Source organism: Vibrio sp. 99-8-1 (assembly GCF_013114595.1).
Lineage (GTDB): Bacteria > Pseudomonadota > Gammaproteobacteria > Enterobacterales > Vibrionaceae > Vibrio.
This window is the reverse complement of sequence record NZ_VTXE01000024.1, coordinates 38,783-63,401: the sequence shown is the minus strand read 5'-3', so window position 1 is coordinate 63,401 and position 24,619 is coordinate 38,783. Positions and strand designations below refer to the sequence as shown.

General features: G+C 42.5%; 21 protein-coding genes. 12 read left to right on the top strand and 9 right to left on the bottom strand.

From position 1 onward, the window contains the following. Positions 1–65 precede the first annotated feature (65 nt). Positions 66–1,073, bottom strand: a complete 1,008-nt coding sequence (locus F0227_RS14275; RefSeq protein WP_171753893.1) for a substrate-binding domain-containing protein — start codon at positions 1,071–1,073, stop codon at positions 66–68. A gap of 195 nt (positions 1,074–1,268) precedes the next feature. Between F0227_RS14275 and nhaC the strand changes: the two genes are divergently transcribed. Further along, positions 1,269–2,735, top strand: coding sequence for a Na+/H+ antiporter NhaC (gene nhaC / locus F0227_RS14270; protein WP_171753892.1), 1,467 nt, complete (start codon positions 1,269–1,271; stop codon positions 2,733–2,735). Positions 2,736–2,804: 69 nt separating this feature from the next. Beyond that, complete coding sequence (locus tag F0227_RS14265) at positions 2,805–3,974, top strand: MalY/PatB family protein (protein WP_171753891.1); 1,170 nt, start codon at positions 2,805–2,807, stop codon at positions 3,972–3,974. A gap of 102 nt (positions 3,975–4,076) precedes the next feature. Here the strand turns inward: F0227_RS14265 and F0227_RS14260 are convergent, their stop codons facing one another. Beyond that, positions 4,077–5,288, bottom strand: coding sequence for a hypothetical protein (locus F0227_RS14260; RefSeq protein WP_171753890.1), 1,212 nt, complete (start codon positions 5,286–5,288; stop codon positions 4,077–4,079). A gap of 662 nt (positions 5,289–5,950) precedes the next feature. On the opposite strand from F0227_RS14260, the gene F0227_RS14255 reads away from it, so the two are divergent. The 7 genes from F0227_RS14255 (at position 5,951) to F0227_RS14225 (ending at position 12,689) form a co-directional block, all read left to right on the top strand. Continuing rightward, a complete protein-coding gene (locus F0227_RS14255) occupies positions 5,951–7,018 on the top strand; it encodes an extracellular solute-binding protein (protein WP_171753889.1) in 1,068 nt (355 codons plus the stop codon). Positions 7,019–7,123: 105 nt separating this feature from the next. Further along, the gene (locus tag F0227_RS14250) at positions 7,124–8,239 is read left to right on the top strand and encodes an ABC transporter ATP-binding protein (RefSeq protein WP_171753888.1); all 1,116 of its coding nucleotides are present in this window, start codon (positions 7,124–7,126) and stop codon (positions 8,237–8,239) included. Continuing rightward, a complete protein-coding gene (locus F0227_RS14245) occupies positions 8,236–9,078 on the top strand; it encodes an ABC transporter permease (protein WP_171753887.1) in 843 nt (280 codons plus the stop codon). Before F0227_RS14250 ends, F0227_RS14245 begins: the two co-directional genes overlap by 4 nt. 8 nt (positions 9,079–9,086) lie before the next feature. Continuing rightward, the gene (locus F0227_RS14240; RefSeq protein ID WP_171753886.1) at positions 9,087–9,953 is read left to right on the top strand and encodes an ABC transporter permease subunit; all 867 of its coding nucleotides are present in this window, start codon (positions 9,087–9,089) and stop codon (positions 9,951–9,953) included. A 281-nt stretch (positions 9,954–10,234) separates the two neighbouring features. Beyond that, positions 10,235–11,134, top strand: a complete 900-nt coding sequence (locus tag F0227_RS14235) for a glucosaminidase domain-containing protein (RefSeq protein WP_171753885.1) — start codon at positions 10,235–10,237, stop codon at positions 11,132–11,134. A gap of 437 nt (positions 11,135–11,571) precedes the next feature. Continuing rightward, a complete protein-coding gene (locus F0227_RS14230; RefSeq protein WP_171753884.1) occupies positions 11,572–12,156 on the top strand; it encodes a hypothetical protein in 585 nt (194 codons plus the stop codon). Positions 12,157–12,185: 29 nt separating this feature from the next. Further along, a complete protein-coding gene (locus F0227_RS14225) occupies positions 12,186–12,689 on the top strand; it encodes a VOC family protein (RefSeq protein ID WP_171753883.1) in 504 nt (167 codons plus the stop codon). A gap of 146 nt (positions 12,690–12,835) precedes the next feature. On the opposite strand, the gene F0227_RS14220 is transcribed toward F0227_RS14225, so the two are convergent. Further along, a complete protein-coding gene (locus tag F0227_RS14220) occupies positions 12,836–13,405 on the bottom strand; it encodes a CGNR zinc finger domain-containing protein (RefSeq protein WP_171753882.1) in 570 nt (189 codons plus the stop codon). Positions 13,406–13,570: 165 nt separating this feature from the next. Here F0227_RS14220 and F0227_RS14215 point away from each other — a divergent pair, with 165 nt between their 5' ends. From F0227_RS14215 to F0227_RS14205, 3 genes are all read left to right on the top strand, one after another. Beyond that, positions 13,571–13,939 (top strand): VOC family protein, encoded by a 369-nt coding sequence (locus F0227_RS14215; protein WP_171753881.1) that lies wholly within the window; start codon positions 13,571–13,573, stop codon positions 13,937–13,939. Between the two features lie 72 nt (positions 13,940–14,011). After that, positions 14,012–14,437 (top strand): hypothetical protein, encoded by a 426-nt coding sequence (locus F0227_RS14210; RefSeq protein ID WP_171753880.1) that lies wholly within the window; start codon positions 14,012–14,014, stop codon positions 14,435–14,437. 173 nt (positions 14,438–14,610) lie between these two features. Further along, positions 14,611–15,798, top strand: coding sequence for a crosslink repair DNA glycosylase YcaQ family protein (locus F0227_RS14205; RefSeq protein ID WP_171753916.1), 1,188 nt, complete (start codon positions 14,611–14,613; stop codon positions 15,796–15,798). Positions 15,799–15,812: 14 nt separating this feature from the next. On the opposite strand, the gene F0227_RS14200 is transcribed toward F0227_RS14205, so the two are convergent. From F0227_RS14200 to F0227_RS14175, 6 genes are all read right to left on the bottom strand, one after another. Then, the gene (locus tag F0227_RS14200) at positions 15,813–16,688 is read right to left on the bottom strand and encodes a DMT family transporter (protein WP_171753879.1); all 876 of its coding nucleotides are present in this window, start codon (positions 16,686–16,688) and stop codon (positions 15,813–15,815) included. A 73-nt stretch (positions 16,689–16,761) separates the two neighbouring features. Beyond that, a complete protein-coding gene (locus F0227_RS14195) occupies positions 16,762–18,021 on the bottom strand; it encodes a HAMP domain-containing sensor histidine kinase (protein ID WP_171753878.1) in 1,260 nt (419 codons plus the stop codon). Positions 18,022–18,024: 3 nt separating this feature from the next. After that, complete coding sequence (locus F0227_RS14190; RefSeq protein ID WP_171753915.1) at positions 18,025–18,699, bottom strand: response regulator transcription factor; 675 nt, start codon at positions 18,697–18,699, stop codon at positions 18,025–18,027. Positions 18,700–18,738: 39 nt separating this feature from the next. Continuing rightward, on the bottom strand, positions 18,739–21,909 hold the full coding sequence (locus tag F0227_RS14185) for an efflux RND transporter permease subunit (protein WP_253822106.1): 3,171 nt from the start codon (positions 21,907–21,909) through the stop codon (positions 18,739–18,741). Positions 21,910–21,911: 2 nt separating this feature from the next. Further along, entirely contained in the window at positions 21,912–23,204 is a 1,293-nt protein-coding gene (locus tag F0227_RS14180; RefSeq protein ID WP_171753876.1) for an efflux RND transporter periplasmic adaptor subunit, read from the bottom strand. Next, on the bottom strand, positions 23,201–24,598 hold the full coding sequence (locus F0227_RS14175) for a TolC family protein (RefSeq protein WP_171753875.1): 1,398 nt from the start codon (positions 24,596–24,598) through the stop codon (positions 23,201–23,203). Before F0227_RS14175 ends, F0227_RS14180 begins: the two co-directional genes overlap by 4 nt. Positions 24,599–24,619 lie beyond the last annotated feature (21 nt).

Genomic DNA, 24,619 nt, shown 5'->3' with positions numbered 1-24,619 from the left:
CCATAGCAGCCCTCTGCTGGTGTGTGCCCTTTGTTGCTCTTGTCTTTTGTTGATCTTGTCTTTTGTTATACGCAGTTACTCACCACACTTAACGGCAAAACCGATTCTCGCTTGATGAGCAATGGGTGAAATGCACGGGAGACAGAGCACTGCTTACCTTCTAATGAAATTCTTGCGGCATTAATTGCCATACTTTCTATTGGGCTGCGTATGGTCGTTAACTTTGGCGAAAAGTAGCATTGTGGTAACACGTCATCAAACCCAACAATAGAGAGTTGCTCCGGAATTGAAATGCCATGCTCTTTAAATACTTGAATTGCCGCCGCGGCATAAAAGTCATTAAACGCAACCAGTGCTGTCATGGGCAAGCCTTTGTTTAAAAAGTTGGTAGCAGCCAACGCCCCACCTTGCTCTCCAAACGGCACTTCTTCTATCCAATCAGGGTTAAACTGAATCCCCGCTTCCTGCAATGCTCGTTGATAACCATCAAAACGAAGAAATTTGTCATCCACTTCCGTATCACAGGACAAAAAGCCGATTCGACGATGCCCTTGTTCAATTATGTGTTTTGTCGCCTGATAAGTCCCTTCACTGTTGTCTAGCCAAACACATTGTTGCTCCATTGTTGGAACACGTCGATTGATAACAACGAGCCCAGGATTATGTTTTGCGTATTGCGTTAACGTCTCATCACTCATTACTTTGCTGTGGATCACAATATTGCGACATCCCTTACTCAGCATGAACTTTATCGCGTCTTCTTCACAGTCGGCGTCATAATTGCCACTAGCAACCATCATTTTCTTATCATACTGCTTGGCAATCTTTTCTACACCCTGACTTAATAAACCATAAAAAGGTGAATTAAACCGGCTAACAATCAATCCAATAGCATTGAGCCCTTGATTGATATTAAGCCTCTGATTTCCTTTTACTTTATATCCTACTTGAGACATTGCCGATTGAACGATTTCAACCGTTTCTGGTATCACACTGGACGATTTATTAATCACCCTAGAAACCGTTGCTGTCGACACACCTGCTGCTTTCGCTACATCGTTTATGGTTGCCATTTCTCCTCCTAATTTCCTTAAGATTAACCCAATGTAAATTACACTACAATTATCATTTTTTACATTGGTGAATAGGGTCACAGAAAAGCCGAAATTGACACGATAAGATCCATTTCGTGACCTATAGCGAACAAAAAGACAATAAATTCGACATATCGTTTTTATACCCTACTACTCATACTGGATGTAAATTACATGAATAACGAAACCAAAATTGAACCTTCTGTTGGCTTGGCACTCATGCCAATAGCAACCATGCTGCTCTTTCTTATTGTTGGTTATGGTGTGTTCGGCTTACCTATCGAAAGTTTACTTCTCTCCTCGGCAGTTGTCGCTTCAGCTGTTGCATGGAAAATTGGCTATAGTTGGGATGACATTCAAGGCGCGATCATCGACCGTTTAGCAAAGGCATTACCTGCGGTATTCATTCTTGTCTTAGTTGGAGGGCTTATCGGTAGCTGGATGATAGGTGGAACAATTCCTATGCTGGTCTACTACGGCCTGAAAATCATCAGTCCAGAGTACCTCATTTTAACCGCTTTCCTAGTCACCAGCTTAGTCTCACTGTGTACGGGTACTTCTTGGGGCTCTGCGGGTACAGTAGGGGTCGCTTTAATGGGTGTGGCATCTGGTATGGACGCCAACCTTGCGGCTACTGCGGGTGCGGTGGTTTCTGGTGCCTATTTTGGTGATAAAATCTCACCGTTATCTGACACCACCAATTTTGCTCCTGTCGTTGCCGGTACAGATCTTTATTCCCACATTCAGCATATGCTTTGGACAACAATTCCGGCATTCTTATTAGCGGCGGCGGTATTCTTCTTCGCGGGTAACAGTGATATTTCTGCCGATACACCCGACAAGATTATTGCCATCCTTGCCAACTTGGACCAACTGTTTACTCTAAATATATTTCTACTATTGCCACCTGCCCTGATTCTTTTTGGTGCTATCCGTAAACTACCAACCATTCCATTGATGGTGGCAGCTATCGCAATCGCTATCCTCAATGCCGTTATTTTCCAAGGGTTTGACTTGGCCACCGCGTTAAGCTCGATGCTTAGTGGATTTAATGCATCGATGTTTGCCAATGCCGGTCTTAGTAACGTTGAAGTGATTGGAGATGTATTAACACTGGTTAATCGAGGTGGTATGTCTTCTATGATGGGCGTAGTGCTGCTGGTATTTTGTGCATTCTCCTTTGCTGGCGCACTGGCGCTTACTGGTGGTCTGAATGTTTTAGTCAACCTGCTATCTAAAGGCATTAAAGGCACCGCGAGTCTCATTGGCGCCACTATCGTGACGACCATTACCGTGGTATGCACAACATCCGATGGAAAGCTGGCTCTTCTTATCCCATCTGAACTCTTCCGTGATACATACAAACGAATGCAACTTGACGCCAAAAATTTATCTCGAACAATCGAAGACGCAGGGACGGTTATTGAGCCGTTAGTCCCATGGACAAATGCTGGAGTATTTATGGCTGCAACACTTGGCGTCGCCACGCTTGACTATCTTCCATGGGCGATTCAAAACCTTTCTGGGGTATTTTTCGCAATGATTTGGGCCTCAACAGGTATTGGCATCGCAAAACTTAAATTGAGCAACACAGCGCAAGCATCATCTGCAGATAAAACCGCAGAAACCGCATCTGCTTAGCGTATTTATTTAACTTTACTACCTTAGCAAGGGCTCATTCAGTGGGCTCTCTGCTACCTAAGGGCTATTATGCAACACGAATTAGATACCGTTATTAATCGCTATGGTACGGACTGCCTAAAGTGGGACTATATGGAGAAATGGTTAGGTGTTCCTGAAGGTGAAGCGATACCAAGTTGGGTATCTGACTGGGATTTCAAGGCACCAGAGTTTATTACAAAACCTTTAAAAGATCGTATTGAACACGGCATTTTCGGGTATTCTGAACGCGGTGATGACTACTTCAACTCTGTCATCGACTGGTGGGCAGTAAACCACAATGTTGAACTAAAAAAAGAGTGGTTTCACACGACTCCCGGCAGTCTTCCTGCCATCGCAATGCTTATTGAACGTTGGAGTAATATCGCAGATAAAGTCTTGGTATTTAGCCCTGTTTATCATGCATTTTACCGTACAATAAAAAACACTGAACGAACATTAGTCGTATCACCTCTAGACGAGAATGACGGCTACTACACCATCAATTTCGAGCATCTAGAGGCACAACTTAAAAATGGCGTTAAGGTGTTGATGTTTTGCAACCCACATAACCCCGGTGGTCGAGTATGGACAGAGCAAGAAGTCACTCGTGTTTGTGAGTTATGCCATCAGTACGACACCTATATTATCTCAGACGAGATATGGGCAGATGTTGTTTTTAAAGGCAACACCTTCTATAGCTGTTTACGTGTTGATGCTCGCTATCTAGATAAAATGGCCGTTTGCATCGCAGGTACTAAGTCATTCGGTCTGCCGTCAATGCGGTTAACCAACACCATGATCCCAAATAAGCAAGAAGCAAAGGCGTTGAAATCAAAACTTCTTGCCTATGGCATTGATGTGTATAGCTCATTTAGCTTACTGGCGAACCAAGCAGCGTATCGCCATGGCCGTAAATGGTTAACAGACACGCTTCAGTACCTCGAACACAACAATAAAGTACTATCGGACTTTGTAGACAGCGAACTTTCTCTGGTGAGCTACCGTATTCAAGAATCCACTTATCTTGCGTGGCTTGATTGTCGTAGCATGGAGATGTCCGATGAAGAGCTAGAAATACAGCTTCATGGCGCGGGCGTTATCCCCACCATGGGTTACAGTTTCGGTGAGCAAGGAAGAGGATTTATTCGGTTAAATCTAGGTTGCCCCACTTCGGTTCTCGAAGAGAAAATAAAACGTCTGAAAACGGTATTAAAGTAATCAACCTGAAATAAGAGTAATGAATGAAACCGCCGCCTTAGAGCAGGATTACTCTAAGCGGCGGTTTTAACATGTTACGTTACGACATTGCTTAGTTAAACCTTATCCTGCCGGAATACCAAAAATAACAATCGTCATCGCGACAACACCAAGTACACCAAACTGCATAGCCCGCTTATCATTACCTTGACCAAGCGCTACCATTGTCGAGACTAAACACTGCAATGCGTAGAAAAGCGCAAACGCACGACTAGCTAGCGCGACAATTGACACCACATCGGTTCCCCATATAACCAGCACAGAAACAATGCCGATCAATAGATAGGCGTGTTTCGGCGTAATATGTTTATGTGTCGTATCACTGACTAACCCGCTTGCACCGATACTATCAGCAACCGAAGCGCTAAACTGGCTCGCAACTGCGCCAGCAGCAACCACATAAGGTAACCATGGCGATACTCGCTTTATCACATCAATAAATCCCGCGACATCAGATGACGAGGTAAAATAGGGGAAAAGTGGCAGCATCAAAATAAAGAAAACAATATAGACACATGTCGATATCACTTGTGCGCGTCGCATTGCCTTGATTCTTTGGTTAGGGTTATACATCTGCCCCATAAACCTTGTTGTCTCGAATCCCTGAACAATAATGACTAGCCCCATTAGAAAACGTACTGTATCCCAGTCAAAAGTATGGCTCTCTTGTAATACCGCTCCCCAGCTATACTCAGACGGTAGCGTAAAACCAAAAATAACTAATGAAACTAACAACGCGGCAATTACCGCTAAGTTGGCACTCACTGTATACTTTTCTGTTCGTTCAATCCCTTTCAGTCCCTTGGTTGCCCCTACTCCGCAAATCAAAAGAATCAAAGCAGTCGCTATCCCCTTGCCAACCATTGGGTTGTCAACATTTGCCATCTTTAGTGTAAAAGTCGCTAGTAGAACTAAGTAGTATGCAACAGAAATAAAATACGCACCGATTAACACCACATGTGACGCAGTTTCGATGGATTTAATCGTGTGGCCAGCCTCCGCCTTTTCTAAAATCGGCTCAGCGTTGGCAATATTAAAGCGAATCGACTCTCCGAACAGATACGCCAATGCTGTTAATCCGACCACCGCCAGTACTGCCCATACGCCAATCGCACTCGCCAGCATAGGAACTGAAACTAAAAAGCCACTACCAATAATGGAGGCTAAAGGGGTAACGGTAGCTGACCAAAGTTTATTGTTACGCACTGGAGGGCTTATCAAAAGCAGGAATGTAATAAGCAGCACTACACATAACGCTATGTCTATAAAATTCATCAAAAATGCCTTTTGCTTTATCTTGTCATTTAGTTGTTCTAATCGTGGAGTTTGCACTTGTTCCACTCGTGAGGCACTTCTAAGAAAGTCTTGCCACCCATAGAAAGAGCGATGTTACGAACAACTAGGGTTAGGCTCAAATTAAATATATTTATAGAGAAACTTTGCCAAAAATCTGCTAGGAACTCAGCAGAGATGACAATACTCTTCACTGAGGCCACTGCGCTAGATTAATTAGGTTCGTTTTCTGTTCGTTTTTGCGCTTAAGTTAGCGGTCGAAACTGGACTCTTTTGGCCACTATACCCTGCGGAGTCTATTGATAAGTCTAAACTAAAGCCGCGTTATCCCTTACATACCTAAGCTTCCACACTAGAAAAGAGCTCTAACACAGAGGGGGCTAATTACGAGGTAAGCGTATGTTTTCTTAGGTAGAAGTATCGATATGCTACTAGCTGTATTTGAGGGAGGTAACACAATATAACCAAACTTTATTCATCATCACACTTTGATAATCTCACGATTATATGACTCTGCTATCGCCTTGTTCGTATGTATTAACTGTGTAATACTTTGTTCATATTTTCGTCACATATTAGTGACACAGTTTTAAAGTAACAAGAACGCACAATCAAAACAAAACAGTTCAGTTAGGGAAAACATTATGACATTAAAGCTACGCACACTCGCTACCGTTGCAATAACCAGCGCCATTTTTCCTGCTTTAGCACAAGCAGATACATTACGACTACTTACTTGGGGCGGCTATGCTCCCGATGAAGTGATCGATATGTTTGAAAAAGAGACCGGTATCGACGTCAAGGTGACCACCTCCAACAATGAAGATATGATCTCCAAACTGCGTGCTACTGGTGGTTCTGGCTTCGATTTGGCTCAGCCATCTCAAGACCGTATTGCTGGAGCGCAAGCCGAGTTCAATATATACAAACCACTCGATTTATCTAAAATCGATGCCAATCAGTTCATTCCGTCAATGCTGAAATCCACACAAAATATCACGAGTGTAGACAACAGCGTATATGGTATTCCTCACATCTGGGGTACGAGTGGGCTTGTGGTCAACACTAAACAAGCTCCAAACGTTAAAGATTATACCGATTTATGTAATGCCGATTATCAAGGAAAAGTGAGCTACCGTCTTAAGCGTCCAACTTTGATTGGGTTCGCTTTTGCTCTTGGTGAAGACCCATTCGCCGCCTATGGTGATCAAGCGAAATATAAAGAGATTCTGGCCAAAGTTGAAGCTAAGCTTGTTGAGTGTAAAGCTAATGTCAAAACTTACTGGAGTGGCTCTGATGCACTGATGAACCTACTTCGTACTGAAGAAGTTGTCGCAAGTATGGCGTGGGATGCGGGCGGTTGGAAACTTAGCCAAGAAAACCCAGACATCGAGTACATCGCACCGGCTTCAGGCGCGCTAGGTTGGATTGATACTTTTGCACTTCCACGTAAAACCAAAAACGAAGCTGCTGCCTATAAATGGATTAACTTTGTTATGCGTCCAGAAGTTGCAGCGAAAATTACCGAATCTGCGGGTAACTTCACGGCATCTCAGGGTAGTGACGAGTATGTTAACGCAGAAGCCAAAGCACGATTCCAAAAAAGCTTCCCTAAAGCCGCCATCGATAACATTAAGTGGTATCCAGCAGTACCTGCCGGACTTGAAGAGATGGAAGGCATGACGCTAGACCGCGTTAAAGCATCAAGATAAACAAACATTAACACTGCCAAAATTCGTTAAGGTAGTTACCTCCCCCCTGCTGAGAACTGTCTCAGCAGGGATCGTATTTTTTAAAGGAGCGTCGACGAATCATTTATGTCCCAGCCCGATTACATTCTACAGTGCCATAAATTAGGCAAGCAGTTTGCGAAATTCACCGCAGTGCACAACCTTGATCTTAATATTCACGCCGGCGAGTTTTTCTCCATACTTGGTCCGTCTGGATGTGGCAAAACAACGCTATTACGCATGTTAGCGGGATTTGAATCTCCAACTCATGGCCAAATAGTACTCAATTCAAATGAAGTGACCGATACACCGCCAAACAAACGGCCGCTTAACATGGTGTTTCAGCATCTCGCACTGTTTCCCAATATGAGCGTTGCCGATAACGTTGCGTTCGGATTAAAACAGCGTGGCGAACCAAGCGACCAGATTAAACTCAAAGTAGAAGATATTCTTAAACGAGTTGATCTAGCAGGCAGCGGGTCGAAGCGAACACATCAACTCTCTGGCGGACAAAAACAACGTGTCGCGTTAGCACGCTCATTAGTGTTAGAGCCAAAAGTCTTATTGTTGGACGAACCATTAGGCGCGTTAGACTTAAAACTTCGAGAACAAATGAAGATTGAGCTTAAACACTTACAAAAAGCGTTTGGCACGACCTTTATTTACATCACTCACGATCAGAGTGAAGCCTTGATGATGTCAGACAGAATTGCCGTTATGAACGCTGGACGTTTCGAACAAATTGGCACCCCGAGTGAACTGTATATGCGTCCATCCACCCCTTTCGTGGCAGAGTTTGTTGGTGAAAACAACAGCATTACCGCAAAAGTGGTGGAACTGACATCATCAAATCTATCTGTTGTTACAGAACAAGGTGTCTCACTTTCGTTACCACGTTCGTGCTGTCATACCGAGCTAAAAACCGATCAAGCGATTAAAATCTACCTTCGTCCAGAAGCATTGGCGATGAGCGATAATCCCACAGATGGTGAAGCATTAACGGGCCAACTTAAAGAGCTACTGTTTGATGGTGCAGCGAGTGGAGCCATTGTTTCCACTAATCTAGGTGATCTCAGGTTGTCTATTACTCCGAATCAACTCAACGACCTACAGTCAAAACAGCAAGCAGAACATTCTGATGACGTCCCTGTGAACCTAAGATGGGCCCCTAACCAAGCGATTGTATTAGGAATATCAGAATGAGCAAAAAATGGGCACTAGCTTTATTTCTTACTCCCGCTATCGTGTGGCTATTAGTGCTAATAGTGATTCCACATCTACAATTAGTTGAACTAGCCTTCTCTGATAGAAGAGATGGATGGACGATTAAACACTTTAACGTCTTTTTTGAGCACAGCATCTACTGGAACACTTTTGTTCGGACTGCGTGGATGTCAATTTTAGCAACAGTATTTACCTTACTGCTTGCCTTCCCTGTCTCGTATTACATAGCAAAAGTCGCAACTGGCGCTAATAAGTTGCTTTTATTGATGATATGTATTCTGCCCTTTTGGCTCAGCGAACTCATCCGCGCCTATGGTTGGATGATCATACTTCGCGAGTCAGGCTTGTTGAGCAATGCTTTAATGTATTTAGGGTTGGCAGAGCAACGCATTGAGTTTCTTTATAATGATTACACCATCATTATGGGGCTGGTATACAATGGGCTTCTGTTTATGGTCGTTCCTTTAGTCAGCGCTCTAGACAGCCTTGATGATAGTCACATTGAAGCCGCTTTCGACCTTGGAGCCAATCGTTGGGTTGCTCTGAAAGAGATTGTTATTCCTCACGCCCTTCCTGGCATTGTATCTGGTTGCATTATTGTCTTTATGCTCAGCTTAGGAAACTACCTTATCCCTAACCTTATGGGCGGTAAGGACAGTCTGTGGTTTACCGAGCAGATTTTCACTCAATTCATTACCCGCTTTAATTGGGAACAAGGTTCCGCTTTAGGGCTGTTGCTATTGCTATTGTCTTCGGCGATGGTGTGGCTTGGATTGAAGGTCAGTGGCCAGTCATTACAGTCCACTGTAGGACGTTAGGAGAGTATATGATTCCTTCGGTACCATTTAGCACATCAAAAACAAAAGTTTATCAAAGCTTTATCGCGATCTTTTTTGTTTTTTTACTGCTGCCTCTGGTTGTCGTCGTGGTATTTTCGTTTCATGATGCCACTTATCCTTCGCTACCTTGGAAAGGTGCGAGCACCATTTGGTATACGGGTGATAGTTCACCCTATATTGGGCTTTTTAACGATAAAAACTTGTTATCTAGTGTACTCACAAGTGTTCAAGTTGCCCTAGGGGTAACCTTAGTATCCACATTTTTGGGACTCAGTAATGCACACTTGTTGATTCGCTTTCAATTCCGTTACAAAGAACTTCTATCTGTCTTAATGTTGATCCCTTTAGTCATTCCAGGAGTCATTCTCGGTGTTTCAATCCTGGTTACATCCAGCACAATGGCAAACTGGGTTGACGATGTTTGGGCATGGGAATGGCAATGGGCGCGACCCGGATTGATATTAGTCGTGTTAGGTCAGGCAGCGTTCATCACTTCTATTACTACGCTGGTCATATTAGCCCGTTATAGACGATTTGATCCTAGTTTAGAAGAAGCGGCACTCAACTTGGGTGCAACACCCCTAAAAGCATTTAGAGCGGTTACCCTGCCTTTCTTGCGCCCAACATTGATCAGCGCTGCAATCGTCGGCTTTTTAATGTCTTTCGAAAACTTTAACACCACCCTGATGTTGGTGGGGTCCGATTCTCCGCTAACGGTGGAAATGTTCCAGCGAGTACGAGAAGGAACAACTCCCGTGGTCAATGCCGTTTCCGTCGCATTAATGTTAGGCTCTACCATACTTGCAGGCTTGTATACCTGGCTACAGTATAAAGCTCAGCATACCAGCGCTTAACTTGTTAAAAGCTGTGTTCTCCTCGTTACCATTTGCTTATGGTAACGAGGACCCACCTCAATGTGACTCCAACTTCCTACAAACAAGCCAGTACATCAAAATCTATTGAAGCAAACTCATTATGCAACTAACTCGTTGAAAACGAGCTAAGTTTTCTAAACATAAATCTGCTATTCTGAAGAACAATAAGTCATATTCAATTGATAATTAACAATTGAATAGTATTCTACACGTCAAGAAGTCGCACTAAATGACGGACGTGTAAGCTCTAAGGTATTAATATGCAAAAAATAAAGTCGCTAATTTACGTCTGCTTAATGTTCTCGTCAGTTTCTATAGCCAGCACACAATTACCTTCTCCTCCAGAAAAAGTACTGAGTCCATATCAGGCAGAGTCAACAAAAAAACTTAGCTCAGCGCAAGAACTCATCAGTTTCTATAAAAATCGTGCTTATAGTCTCGATACACTTCAATCGACACAAAAGCTGCCTCAAATCTTTACAGAAAATTTGCCGCACAACCTAAATACTTTATCAACCCATGAAAAGACGTCAGCATTTATTCGTCTATTGCTACCCACTCTTAAACTTGTGAACGAGCAAATTCTCGATGTAAGAAGCCAGCTAGTAACACTGTCAACCAAGTCAATTTCAGACTGGAGCGATAAAGAATCTAACTGGGTAAATACGCTTTATGATTCCTATGGTGTAAAAAATAAAGACATCAACCAACTGTTATTACACATTGATATCATTCCACTTGGAATGGCCTTGGCACAAGGTATTGATGAAAGTGGCTGGGGCACTAGTTACTTTGCGGTTGCAGGTAACAACCTTTATGGAGAGCATCTTCCAGCAAGAGGAGGAAAATACCTGACAACCTCAAATGGAAAAGTAAAAGTCGCCGCTTTTGACGGGCTATACCAAGCAACAGCCAGCTACATGCACAACCTAAATTCAACGCGTGCATACAAAGACCTGTGGCAATTACGTTCTCGTTTACGTGCACAAAACAACTTGACTGGTTATGAACTTGTCAGCGCTCTATCACACTACTCTACTAGAGGTGAGTCCTATGTGGAAAACCTTCAAGCCCTCATTAAGTACCATCAGCTAGACGCATTTGATCATGTCGACTTTAAAAAAGAATCGGCCATTAACATCCGCTTTATGGATAAATAACCTTCAAGTTTTATCTTCAATATTTAGCTATGGTTAACCAATGGGTTAACCATTTCTTTTAATGATTACTATGTTTTTGGGAGACACTATTTTCTCCCTCTATGCACTGCCCCTATTTCTTGTCTCGCTACACACCTACTCACTATTTACAGCCAATTGTTACTCGATAAGTCTTGTTACTTTCTAACGTTCAGTTAAACAAAGATAAATCGCTCAGCCTCCAGAAATCGTACGCAACATGTTTGGTTTGATTACTAAGCAACTATCAGTTCCCTTATTCCCACTCAGGATGCAACCATCTATTGCGCTTTGGTGGTTGCAAAACATTTTATAACCACCTAACATATATAGAAGGTTAGGTATGGCGAATTATAAATACCATGAAATTCGTAACACTAGCCTGACGGACACAAACAAATAATATTAAAGGTATATAAATGAAAAATAACAAAGCTATTCGCTTATTAATTTTGACGTTGGTTTTCAATATCATGGCTGCTTTTTCTGTAACTGCAGAAGAAGTAAGTACTGCCCAAAAGTCTTTACAACCTGCGCCAGTTCAAATGAAACAGTTTGAGTTTCTAATTGGTAATTGGCATTTATCCAGCCAGCGTTTCTCTCCCGATGGAGCACTCCTAGGAAAGTATGATGGCAAATGGGAAGCGCAATATTTGGATGAAGGTAGAATGATTTTAGATCAGGTGACTTGGTTCAATCAGGATGGTTCAAAAGAGTCTTACTTTCCAACTCTACGCACGTTTAGTCCAACGACCAATCAGTGGGAAATGAGCTATATGTCCTCTCTCAGTTATACCCATTCACAATCTTTTCGCGGACAGTTTGTTGATGGAGAAGGACTTTTTGATGTGGTCGTTAGCTTAACGCCTGAACTATCAGCTTTAGCGAAAGTGCGCTTTTATAACATCAAAAAAGACAGCCTAGAGTGGTCAATGAAGCTAAGCGTTGATGGCGGAGATACTTGGTTTTTAGCTGAGAAAATTACCGGCAAACGTACACGTTAATCACAATTGTAATGACAGAGAGAATTAATATGTCACATCCTTATCCAAGAGCGTTTTCTCACCTTGCTATATCAGTACCCGATATCAAAGCGGCCGTTAAATTTTATACTGAGGTATTGGGTTGGTACTTAATTGCAGAACCCAATGAGATAAACAATCGTAATCCCGCTTTTTCTGAAATAGCGAGTGAAATTTTCGGTGAAAACTGGAGTCCATTCCAAATGGCGCTCTTATCTACAGGAGACCGAATTGGTATAGAGCTATATGAGTTTAAAAACCAACAAAGCACAATAGATAGTTTCGAATACTGGAAATCGGGTATGTTCCATTTCTCTATACAAGATCCGAACTTAGAGGAATTGGTTGAAAAGGTTGTTGCTGCCGGAGGTAAAAAACGAATGAAATCTCCTCGTTATCTATTTCCTGGAGAAAAGCCTTATCGAATTATTATGATGGAAGATCCGTTTGGTAATGTTTTCGATATCAAAAGCCATAGCTTTGACTTACAGTTCTCAGCAGGAGCATATCGTTAAATAGGTCTCAAGATAGTAAATAGCCGGACACTGATATAGCCATTAGCTCTTTCAGTTTATCCGGCTTTCTCTCTGCTTGTCATACTGATCGATTCTAACCAAAAATAACCCATCAACTCAATCATCAACAGCGTTCATAGTCACGATTATTCTACGTCAGACTGCTGTTTACGCTTATAATGCTCTCTCGACTTATGGCGAGAGCCGCATGTTTGCATTGAACACCATCGTTTTGTACGACTTCGCGTTGAATCATAAAACGCCCAACCACAGGTAGGAAGAGCACAACATTTAAATCGATCCCACGTTCCATTTTTTTGGCTCTCACTTATGATCTCGACAAGAGAACCAATGACTTTATGGTATGAATCTCCTGTAGACGTAAATCTTATTTCGCCATTCATATTAAATGTAACTTGAAAAGAGATATCCGAAGTCAACGTATCTAGGGCTTGGCCACTCTCACTATCCAAAATCCATGCACGTAAGTCACTGCGGAACTGAATAAGCTTTTGCGTTTGTTGCTGGGTTATTTGTTGTTCACCTTTCCAAAGATCAACACTTCTCAACCATTGTTCCGTTGATTCAGGGGTTTTGAAATCATCAATAGCCATTTCTCCTGACCATGTATTAAGAAACCCTTCCACTAAAACGAGAGGCCCTGGTGCTGGAGGTGTCCCTATCCGTAATTTTTCAGTCAACTTATCGTAGTTCATATTTTTCTATATCCCGCAATACATTCTTCGAGTATACCACCATCTCGTGCTCTTTAACCGCCTTCAGAAAATTACCTTCTATTTGCTATAGATGGTAATAATTTACTGGATTTAATTTTTATTACCATCTATCATACTTAGACGGTAACAAATGGAGAGATAAACATGTCACAACAAATTTCAATAACCATTGATGTAGAAGATCTAACCAAAGCAATAGAGTTCTATGTTCAAGCGCTATCTTGCGAGTTAAAGAGCAAAAATTCTCAAGATTGGGCAGTACTTTCACTAGCAGGTATCGATATTAATTTATTAGAAAAAAAGGAAGGAACGATCGCAGCTGCGGCACATAAACGCAGTTATGAAAGACATTGGACTCCCGTTCATCTAGACCTCAATGTCGAAAATTTAGACAATTCAATGGCATTGGTAAAACAGTATGGCGGTAAAGTTGAAGAGCATATCTCATCTGAAAATTCCGCATTTGCCCATTGTGCAGATCCTTTTGGCAATGGTTTCTGCATGGTTAGCTAATCATCAACTCGTATTCAAATTACAGTAGGCCTCTATTACGAGGTCCATACAAAACATAAAAAAGAGATCGTCATGATAAAAAACAAACTTATGTGTACTGGGTTACTTAGTGCGACTTTGGTAACGGCCTCAACGGGCACAGCTAGTGCAAGTACAGAAAATACGGATAAAATAAAACTGCTTACCGCGAACGAGATAACATCAACAATAGCTGACAGTACATTGTCTGGTGTGTTTGGTGAAGAACAAACAAAGTATGCTCAACGTAACCACAGCAATGGTATCGCTCTCGTTCATATTGAAGGTTCGGATGTCCGTTTTATTCCTTGGTTTGTAAAAGACTCTGGTTATTACTGTGAAGATTGGGCTAAAGATGGCGTGGCATGTTATCAGATAGCCATAAATACAGAGTCTGGAAAATACCAGTTCATTAATGCTGATGGAACGGCAACAGACACTCATTTACAAAAAGGACTTCATTCTATTAATTTTGAATAAAGATCAAAAAGTATCGACAAGTTCAAATAAGTAAAAGTCTATCTGGGTTTTGTTCCAGATAGACACTTTGACACGGATAAGTCCTAAAGTTGCTTTAACTGTAAGAACAACCCACACTCTCTGCTATGCTGGCAAACTGACACGCACGGCTCAATCAAATGGACGTTACTATGATAGATTCTCTTTCACTACCACAAGCCAGAAAGCTCATTCTTCATTGTCAAAAGCTTCCTTCAGCTAAACAAAGTGGTACTGCTCTATCTGCAACCTTGTCGGCGTTTGAGCATCTTAGTTATATCCAAATAGATACTATCTCTGTTATTCAACGTGCTCATCACCATACGCTCTGGAATCGCAATCCCCGATATAATCCAACTCATATTGACCAACTCCTTGATAGCGGTGATATTTTTGAGTACTGGTCTCATGCTGCATCCTATTTACCTATGTCGGACTACCGCTATACGCTTCCTCGCAAACAGACATTTGCAAGCGGTCAACAAAAGCATTGGTTTCGACGCGATGAAGGCTTAATGACTTATGTAAAAGATCGTATTGCAGCGGAAGGCCCTCTGATGGCAAAAGATTTTGAAAGCCAACAGAAAAAAGTCGCCGGATGGGGAAGCAAACCAACAAAACAGGCATTAGAAAACCTATTTATGCAAGGTGATCTCATGGTGCCTCGTCGCAAAAATTTTCACAAAGTATATGACCTAACGGAACGAGTACTTCCAACTGATGTTGATACACGAATGCCTAGCGACACAGAACTTGCCCGGTATTTGATTAACCGATACTTAACGGCAAATGGCTTGGGTCAAGCCAATGAGATTTGCTATCTACTTAAGAACACAAAATCTCTGATCTTATCGACGCTTAAGCAGATGGTTTATGAGCAAGAGTTATGCACCATTAAAGTAAATAATATCCTTTACTACACGCGACCCTCTTTATTGCAACTGCTCAACAAGCCGTTAGCAAGGAGCAAGTTAAAAATACTATCCCCTTTTGATAACCTAGTCATTCAACGAAAAAGACTACAAGCCATATTTCAGTTTGATTACCTGCTTGAATGCTACGTTCCTGAAGCCCAAAGAGAGTACGGCTACTTCTGTTTACCCATAATGTGGAATGGACAAGTGGTTGCTCGCATGGATTGCAAAGCCGATAGAAAGCTCGCCACACTGCATATTAATCATCTTGCCGTCGAAGAGAAACGATGCCCAATTGAATCATTTCTGCCCGCTCTGGTAAAAGAGTTGCAGCACTTTACTCAATTTAATCTATGCCAGACAATTGAGGTCCATAAAACCACACCAGCACAATTTAAACAGCCTTTACAAACATGTTTAAATGAGTAGCAGAGGCGATTGCTCTACTGCCACATCACCAAAATTGCAGCCACTGCAATCATTGTTAGCGCCAATATATCTTTTCGTTTCACCGATTGTTTTAGCCAGAAAAAAGAAATCAACATGGTAAAAAATACTTCGACTTGCCCCAATGTTTTCACATAGGGTACCGTTTGTAGGGACATAGCGCTAAACCAACCAAACGATCCAATAAAGCTTGATAAACTCGTGAACAGAACCAAGTTTTTATTGAGCTTTAACTGCTGAATAGTGGCTCTCTCTTTAACATAGATATAGCTAACTAAAATAATCGTTTGTAGTGCTATAACTGAAAATAGCACCCATGCAGCACGATGAGGAAATGGCAGAGACAAGCTTAGACTGGCTTCTCTTATCCAAAGAGATGTCAAAGCAAATGCAGTGCTACACGCAAGACCAATAAACGCTGTTTTCAACGACATACTTCTAAAGCCTTGCGGACAACTAAGGATGATTACCGCAATACCACCTATCAATACCCCTAACCAACCTAAGACACTCAGTGAGGTGCCAAAAAAAAGCACCCCTAAAAAAGCCGCTACTGGAGCTTCACTTTTTGCCAGCCCTGCACCAATAGCGAAGTTTTTCTGCTTAAACAGCACCACCATTAAAGCGGTAGCAATAATCTGCATAACAGAAGCGCCTATCACATAAAACCATGACATTGCAGTGAATGTCGGCAGACGGGCTGGAACAGCTTGGTATAAAGAGACAAGATAGACGAGTGCTAATGGGCTCGCCCAGAGAAAGCGTGCCAGAGTCACACCCGCTATACTGGTATCGGCGCTCAATTTACTTTGAAAAGCATTACGCCACGACTGGCTAAACGCGGCGAGTAATGTAAATAGTATCCAGCTCAAAATCGTCCTTAATCATCACTGAAAATAAGGCGCTATCATAATTGATCGTCCATCTGGATATCAAATAAATAGGCTAAAAGGTTAAGTGAACCGTTCTGCCTCCTTCAATATCTTCACTCGTAAACTGCCACTGATGTTGATCAATCAATTTTTTGGTTAATTTGAGCCCTAAACCAAATCCCAGCGCTTCGTTCTGTTCTAATGCATGACTATTTTGGTTAGTAATTGTTAACGACCGTCCAGTTTGAATAACAGATACTCGACCATCACTAGTGTGTTGAAAGGCATTACGTAATAGATTTGCCAGTACAATTCGGCACAAAGTAACCGGCAATTCAAATGATTGAGTATCAACGCTTAAGGTCACCTCAACACTTTTTCCCTCCAATAGATAATCAAGGTCATGAACCAATTGTTCTGTTAGTTCCCCTAGCTGAACATGTTCTGTGACGAGTGATTTACCCTCCGAGCGATTGAGCCAAAGTAGCGTTTCGGTTAAATCCGTCATAGTGATGCTTGCCCGCTTTATGCGCTCTATGACCTCGATCTGTTTTTCGGGGTTGTTGTTCACCGTCATCATTTTACTTAACAGCTCTGAATTTGTTCTAGTGACGGCAATTGGCGTCCTTAACTCGTGACTGGCGTAACTTAAGAACTCTTGCTCTCTATCTAGGCTTTGTTGCACAGAATTAAGGCTATTTTTTATTATATTTGCCAGCATATTAAGTTCTGCGTAATCAAAGTCAGGGGCAGGTTGTTGCAATTTATTTTGGTCTAACGATTTTGCCCAATCTTTAAGCCTCTCAATAGGCCGAGCTATTTTTCTAATTAACAGTATTATAATGACAGCAAACAGCACGACACCACCTATCGCATAGAGCAGTAATGACACTTCATGCTTTGGTGAATTACCTAAAGATTTGGTGCGAGCAAAATCGATTCTATTTAGCATCTTCGCTACATAGCGAAGTTCATTTTGCTCACTTTGCGCTTTTATCAAAAAATAGCCCGTTTCTGGTGGTTCAAACATTGACTCAAATTCGAAATAGGTAAACAGCTCATACATAGTTACCGGCTCTGTTTCAAAACTATTTTGAATTTCCTCTGGAAGATCTTGCCAACGACTGGCGATATAGTAAGTGAGCTGATATTTAGGCTCACCATCTTCAACATTAGATGAACGCGCAACATCCAACATGGTCTTACGCATAGAAGCGTTTAACCCATCAATAAACGCATTCGCAGATAGCGCAGAGTAAACCAAAATTGTAATGGTACCAATGGCAAGCAAAGAGACAAAAAAGTAAAGTCGTAGCGTCGGTCTGATTTTCATAATCTATTCATCCACCTTGAGTGCAAATCCCTGCCCAGAGATAGTATGAATGAGCTTACGATCGAATGCGGCGTCTATCTGTTTCCTTAAGTTAAACATGTGCACTTTTAAGCTATTGCTATCGGGCTGATCATCTCCCCAAACGCCTTGCATTATTTTTTCGCGAGACACGGTATTAGGGCTTTCACGCATAAGCACTTCCAATATCTTTATTGCCGTTGGTGACAATGCTAATACGTTTCCGTTTCTAATCGCCTGTTTTTTATATAAGTCCAGATCAAGGTCAGCGACGGATATTCGCGCCACTTGCCCACTACGCCGCGTTGCCAATACGCGAACTCTTGCGATTAACTCCTCCATTGCAAATGGCTTCACTAAATAATCATCGGCACCGTTAGAGAAACCAACCAACTTATCATCAAGAGTATCTCGGGCGGTGAGCATCAGAACCGATACATCGATACCTTTTGTTCTTAACGACTCACACACTTTTAATCCGTTCATTTTGGGTAAGTTTAGGTCCAGAATAACCGCATCATAAGGGTGCGTTTCTATCAAATTCAGACCTGCAACTCCATTTGCAGCGTGATCACATTGAATACCTTCTAATTCAAAATAGTCGATAATAGCTCTCGCCAGATCAATATCATCTTCTACCAGCAGTAGGCTTAACTTCATCACATCACTATCCTTAGATTCATCTGAACACACTCTTCATTATTGTAATACTGGCGCCGTAGTACCAGTGATTTTTCTTTGTATTCTCGTCAATAGCGCTTTAACTTCGCACTGAATGAAAAGCAGCGATGGCGTTAATACTAGTGTGATAATACTGGCAAACAAGATGCCATAGCCTAATGCTGCCGCAGCCGGAATTAGAAACTGCGCCTGTAACGAGGTTTCAGCCAATAACGGAGCTAAGCCTGCAAATGTCGTTACTGAGGTGAGCAGTACTGCACGAAATCGCCCGGTGCACGCTTCAACTATCGCATCATGTACCGATACACCTTGTTTTTTAATTAACTCATTAAAACGAGAAACCAATAATAAACTGTCGTTTACAACCACACCCGACAAAGCGAGTACGCCATTGAGGGACAATAGGCTGATGGTTAGGTCATTACCCCAGTGTCCTAAGATGGCTCCAACTATACCAAACGGTATCGCGGTCATAATCAGCAGTGGTTGCACATACGATTTTAGTGGAATAGCCAGCAGCATATATATGGCTATCATCGCCAATCCGGCCATTTGTAGCATGGAGTCACCCGTCTCCTTCTGCTGTTCCGCTTCACCAGCAAAGTCTACCGTTAAGCTAGGATACTGTACCAATAAATCCGTCACCAATGGTGATTTGAGTTGGTTGACCAGCTCACTTGGTGAGATGATCGTTTTATCCACTACAGCAGAGATGTAAATAGCGCGCTGGCTGTCAATACGAGTAATTTCTGAATTTTGATATTCGGTATAGATATTGACGACACTACTCAAAGGAACCACCGTTCCGTTGGTTGTGCGGATGTTAGCTTGTCGAATATCCGCCATTGTTTGACGCTGATCTTCTGGGTAACGAATCCTGACATCAACTTCATCTTTATCGCGCTGAAATTTTTGTACCACTTCACCGCCGAACGACTGGAGGATCTGCTTGGATAAGTTGGCGGTATCTATCCCTAATGCTCGACCTTGCTCAGTTAACTCAAATCGATACTGAGGCTCTCCTAGATCCAAGTTATCATCAATACCACTTACACCAGCAATCTGTTCCAGATGCTGCTTAAACAATTCGCCAGCGGCTAATACAGTCTCTTCATCACTGGCTTTTAGCTCAACTTTAAAGTTGTCTACCATTTCTCTTTTGGAGAGAACTTTCAGTTTTTTCACCCCTTCCATTTCCCCAATCAACTGCTTCCATGTATTGGAAAACTCGGTAGATGTGTATTCACTATCACTGTTTAACTCTATTTGAACCGTGCCTGAATCATCACTTTCTGCGATAACCTGAAGGCTAAGAATATTACTGGTTTGCTGAGTACCATATTTCTCTCGTAGCAATTGATCGGCTTCCGTTGCGGTAGACTCCATCACCAGTAGGTTGCTATGGGTTTGGCCAAAGCTTGCATCATTTTGCATACTAATACTGGCTGACACCGTATCACCAGCCAAGTCGGGGAAAAATGCCACACGCACCGCACCTGTTAATGGCATACCTGCGACGAGAATAAGTACTGATATGAATAACATAATAACGGCATAACGAAAGTTAAGGGCAAACTCAATGACTTGTCGATAAACATTGCGATTAAACCACTGTAAACCGTTGTCCGCACCATGCTGAATCTTACTCCAAATGCCTTTGGCATTCTCACGATGAGTATCAATATGCGCTAAGTGTGATGGTAATATTAGTTTTGACTCGACCAATGACAGTAATAACGCAACCGCAACAACGGTGCCGAACTGCGCGTATATCTGACCTAAGTTTCCTGTCACATTAGAAAGAGCCAAGAAAGCCGCCACAGTGGTCAACACACCAAATACTGTTGGTGTCGCCACTTTCAGCGTCCCTTTAATCGTACTGGAGATGCTGTCTCCCTCTTGTTTACGTGTGGAGTAGATACTTTCCCCGACCACCACCGCATCATCAACAACAATACCGAGAGCCATCACAAAACCAAAGGTGGTTAACTCATTTATCGTCAGGCCAAGAAAGGTATCTGTCATGAAAAACATGGTGCCAAAAAACACAAATGGGATACCTGCTGCGACCCAAAGAGCCACACGTACATTTAGAAACAGGGCTAAAACGATAAAGACTAATGCCACCCCAGTCATTGCATTGGTTGACAATAAAGTAAGACGGTCTTTGATCAAGGTGCTTTGGTCGTACCAAGTGTCTATTTCAATATTACTCGGTAGCTTCGTGCTGCTATTCCAGCGTTCCACAACTTGCTCAACCTGCTCAACAACTTTAACCACATCGCCGAACTCATCCATAACCACTTGGATACCCATACTGCTCTGTTGGTTGTAACGAGAGAGAGTGAAGGTATCGTCATTAAAACTATCTTGAATGGTGGCAACATCTCCAAGTTGAACTTGTGAGCCATCATTTCTGGTAATAAGAGGAATGGCACGAAACTCTTCAATTTCATACGCTTGTGTAGCGGCTTTTAAACGAACAACTTTGTCACCATTGCGTAAACTGGTCGAAGTAGCAGTAGATGATTCAGCATTGATGACATTTGCTACATCACTCAAAGTTAAACCAAACGCTTGCAGTTTTAACTCATCAACCTCAATGGAGATAATGGGATCCGCTTTGGCTTTTACCGATAAGTCACGAATCTCGGACTGGCTTAACAAATCCGCTTTGAGTTGTTCTGCGAGATCCTGCAGTGTCGCTCTGTCTGCATCACCATATATCTGTATCCAAATGGCATGGTCCTGACGACGAGCTTTATCGATAACCGGCTTTTCTGCATCCGCTGGTAAGTTATTAATGGCATCAACTTTGGTTTTAACGTCATTAAGCAATGTATCCAAATCATATTCTGTGTTTTTCTCGATAATCAGATTGCTGCCATTAGCGTTGGAGGTTGACGTAATACGCTTAACACCCGAAACCGTCTCTAATGCTTCTTCTATTTTAACGGCGAGCCCTTCTTCTGCCTGTTCAGCATCACCACTGTCAAAAACAACCGACACGGTTACTTTATCGGGCTCTATACTTGGAAACGCTTCTCTTCGTAACTGAGTCGCAGAAAATATGCCAATAATAATGACACTGAGCAAAAGTAAGTTTGCTGCAACCGAATTGTATGCAAACCACGCAATAATGCCGCTGTACTTTTTCTCTTTTGTTTGTTGATCATTAACCTCGCTCATCATTAATCTCCAGCTATCGCAGTGGAAGTTTTAGCCATATCTAGCATAGCGGTATCAACCAGAGCTGTTTCTATATTAGGGGAAGGCATTTTAGCGGCAACAGGCATGTTACTCTTATAACTGCTGAGGGGTCTTTTCACCACCAAAGAAGAGTCTGAAACGGTGTCTAGCGCCGAGATATAGACAAAACCGCCACTCTCGAAACGTTTTTCAGCCACGTATCGCTGAAGTTGTTCATCTTCTACTACCCAGATATCACCCTGTTGAGATATTGCTGAGGCTGGTAGCTTCCATAAACCCGAAATATCTGCCCCTTTTATCGTCGCTTGAACAAATGTTCCTGGATATAAATCATCACTTTGTTCCAGGGGATGATCAACCGTGACAATAAGTGAGCGTTGGCGTGTATTGGCATCCAAATGCTGCTCTACGCGGCTAACATAGCCTTGCCAATGAGATAGACCATCTGAACCGGTTAACGCCACTAATCGCTTCTCTTGATTCTGTTTCAACAATGAGTTATCCAACAAATCAATGTTTTTCCATTGATTCTCAGATAAAGGAATCTCTATTTCCATTTCATCTATACTGTATAAAGTTGCCAACTCACCCGCGGTTTGAATATAACTTCCGGGAGATATATTTCGGCTCACCACTAATGCGTCAAACGGAGCACGAATTTTAGTGTTGTTTAGGTCTTCTTGAGCTTTCTTTTGCGCTTTCTGAGCTGTCTCTAGCGCCATCTTCGCATTCTCTAATTGTGGTTCACGCAGCACCAATGGAGACGCTGGTTCCCCTTTTACTCCCGATTTTTGCCACTCTGATTTGGCCTGAACACCTTTTCGTTCTTCTTCTAGCAAGTTGAGTTTTGCTTGCGCATAATTGCTTTTCGCTTCTGCTAGTGCTTGCTCATACTGAGTGCTATCAATGGTCGCTAAGATCTCACCTTTTTTAACCACTTGCCCAGACTCAAAATTACGGTTTATCGAATCAACACGACCAGAAACCTCAGCCGCAAAACTCAGTTCAAATTTCGCCTTTGCTTCCCCATACCCTATCACTTCTGCTTGATACGCATTGACTTGAGCCTCAACAACATCAACTTGTGGCAGGCTCACGGTAGCAAGCAGAGAAGAAGCTTTTGAAGGTTCTTTATTACTATCAATCTGCTCTGTTTTTGTTTGCTGCTTGTCTTCTCCTGGCTCCATCATTTGATTGCCGTTATAAGCAACAGCGCCAAAGATAGAAGCGGCAGATAGCGCCGTAATTGCGATTGTTAGTACATTTCGTTTCATTGCGATACTCCTAGGCCAAGTGCTAGCCCTAAGTCAATTCGATTTGAGAGTCGGTTATAGGTGATCTGCGAAAGCTGGGATTCCAGATCAAACGTTTTCTGTTGTGCGGTTAATAAATCAAAAATATCCACCAGTCCTTGTCGATACTTCTCTTCGTAAGTAACAAAGCTTCGTTTTGCACTTTCCAGTGCTTCAGTGACATGTTGCTGTTGGCGAGCAAGGGCGTACTCTTGTCCTGCTGCATTTTCCACTTCATTCACTGCGGTCAGCAATGTCTCTTGATAGGACCAAAAGCTTTGTTCGGTTTTTAATTGAGCCACTTCGGCTTGTGAACGTAATTTTCCACCTTGAAACAGCGGCGCGGATAATTTACCGAGTAAGCTCCATACGGAGCTAGAGAACAGAGCCTCAGAAGGTGACTCTGCAACATCTGCTAAGGTTGCTGACAAACTAATGCTTGGTAGCATGGCTTTATAAGCGGCATCAGTACGGAGAGATTCTGCTTCAATATTATAAAACGCAGCCCTAAGGTCAGGACGACGTTCAAGATTCTGCTCTGGTAATAAATCGAGTGGGTAGATCACTTGCGGGAAATGCGCTTCAATATCGATCAAGTACTGTTCGGACTGCGATAATTGCCCTAGTTGCAGTTCTAAAGATCGGCGGCTATTAGCCAATTTTTCTGTATAGTCTGCAACTGTCGCGCTGGTAGAGGCGCTACTGGATTTCGCACTATCAAGGTCACTAAGGTTATCCAACCCTGAGCGGTACCTCTCCAAAATTAGATTCTCATTATTAGTAAGAACACTTAATCGCTGATTCTCAATATCTAACAACTGTTGTTTGAGGCTGATATCTAACCAACTGCGCATAATATTGGCGGCGAGCAAATCACGGGCCCCTTGCAAACTAGCAGCGCTCGATGCCACATCTTTTACTGCTGCACTGCTGCTGTCGGCGACTCGTTGCCACAAATCGAGCTCCCATGCCACCGTCAAATTGGCACTATAGCTCTCATCGCTACCTTCCGTTGCGGTTCCACTAAAGTCAGCGTTTACCGTAGGTAAGCCATCCGATGCAGTAATATTCTTTTGCTCATAGGCAATCTTCAGTGCCAAAATATTTTGCTGTAGCGATGGGTTATTAATAAATGCGCGATCGAGAAGTTGATCTAGTTGAGGGATATTAACCAGATCCGTAATGTATGTTGCTTCCGTTGCGATATCATTCTGTTCTGCTGTTGTAGCCAACTGACTCAGTAGCACCGCATTTCCAGCCGTTAACGAGCTGGTCGCTTTGGCTGAGTAATCTACGTCACTGGTTGAGCTACAACCCAGCGTAGCCATGGTTAAAATAGAAAGAAGTGAATATCGAAAAGGTCGATGTAATGTCATCGTGCTTGCCTCCAAATTGAT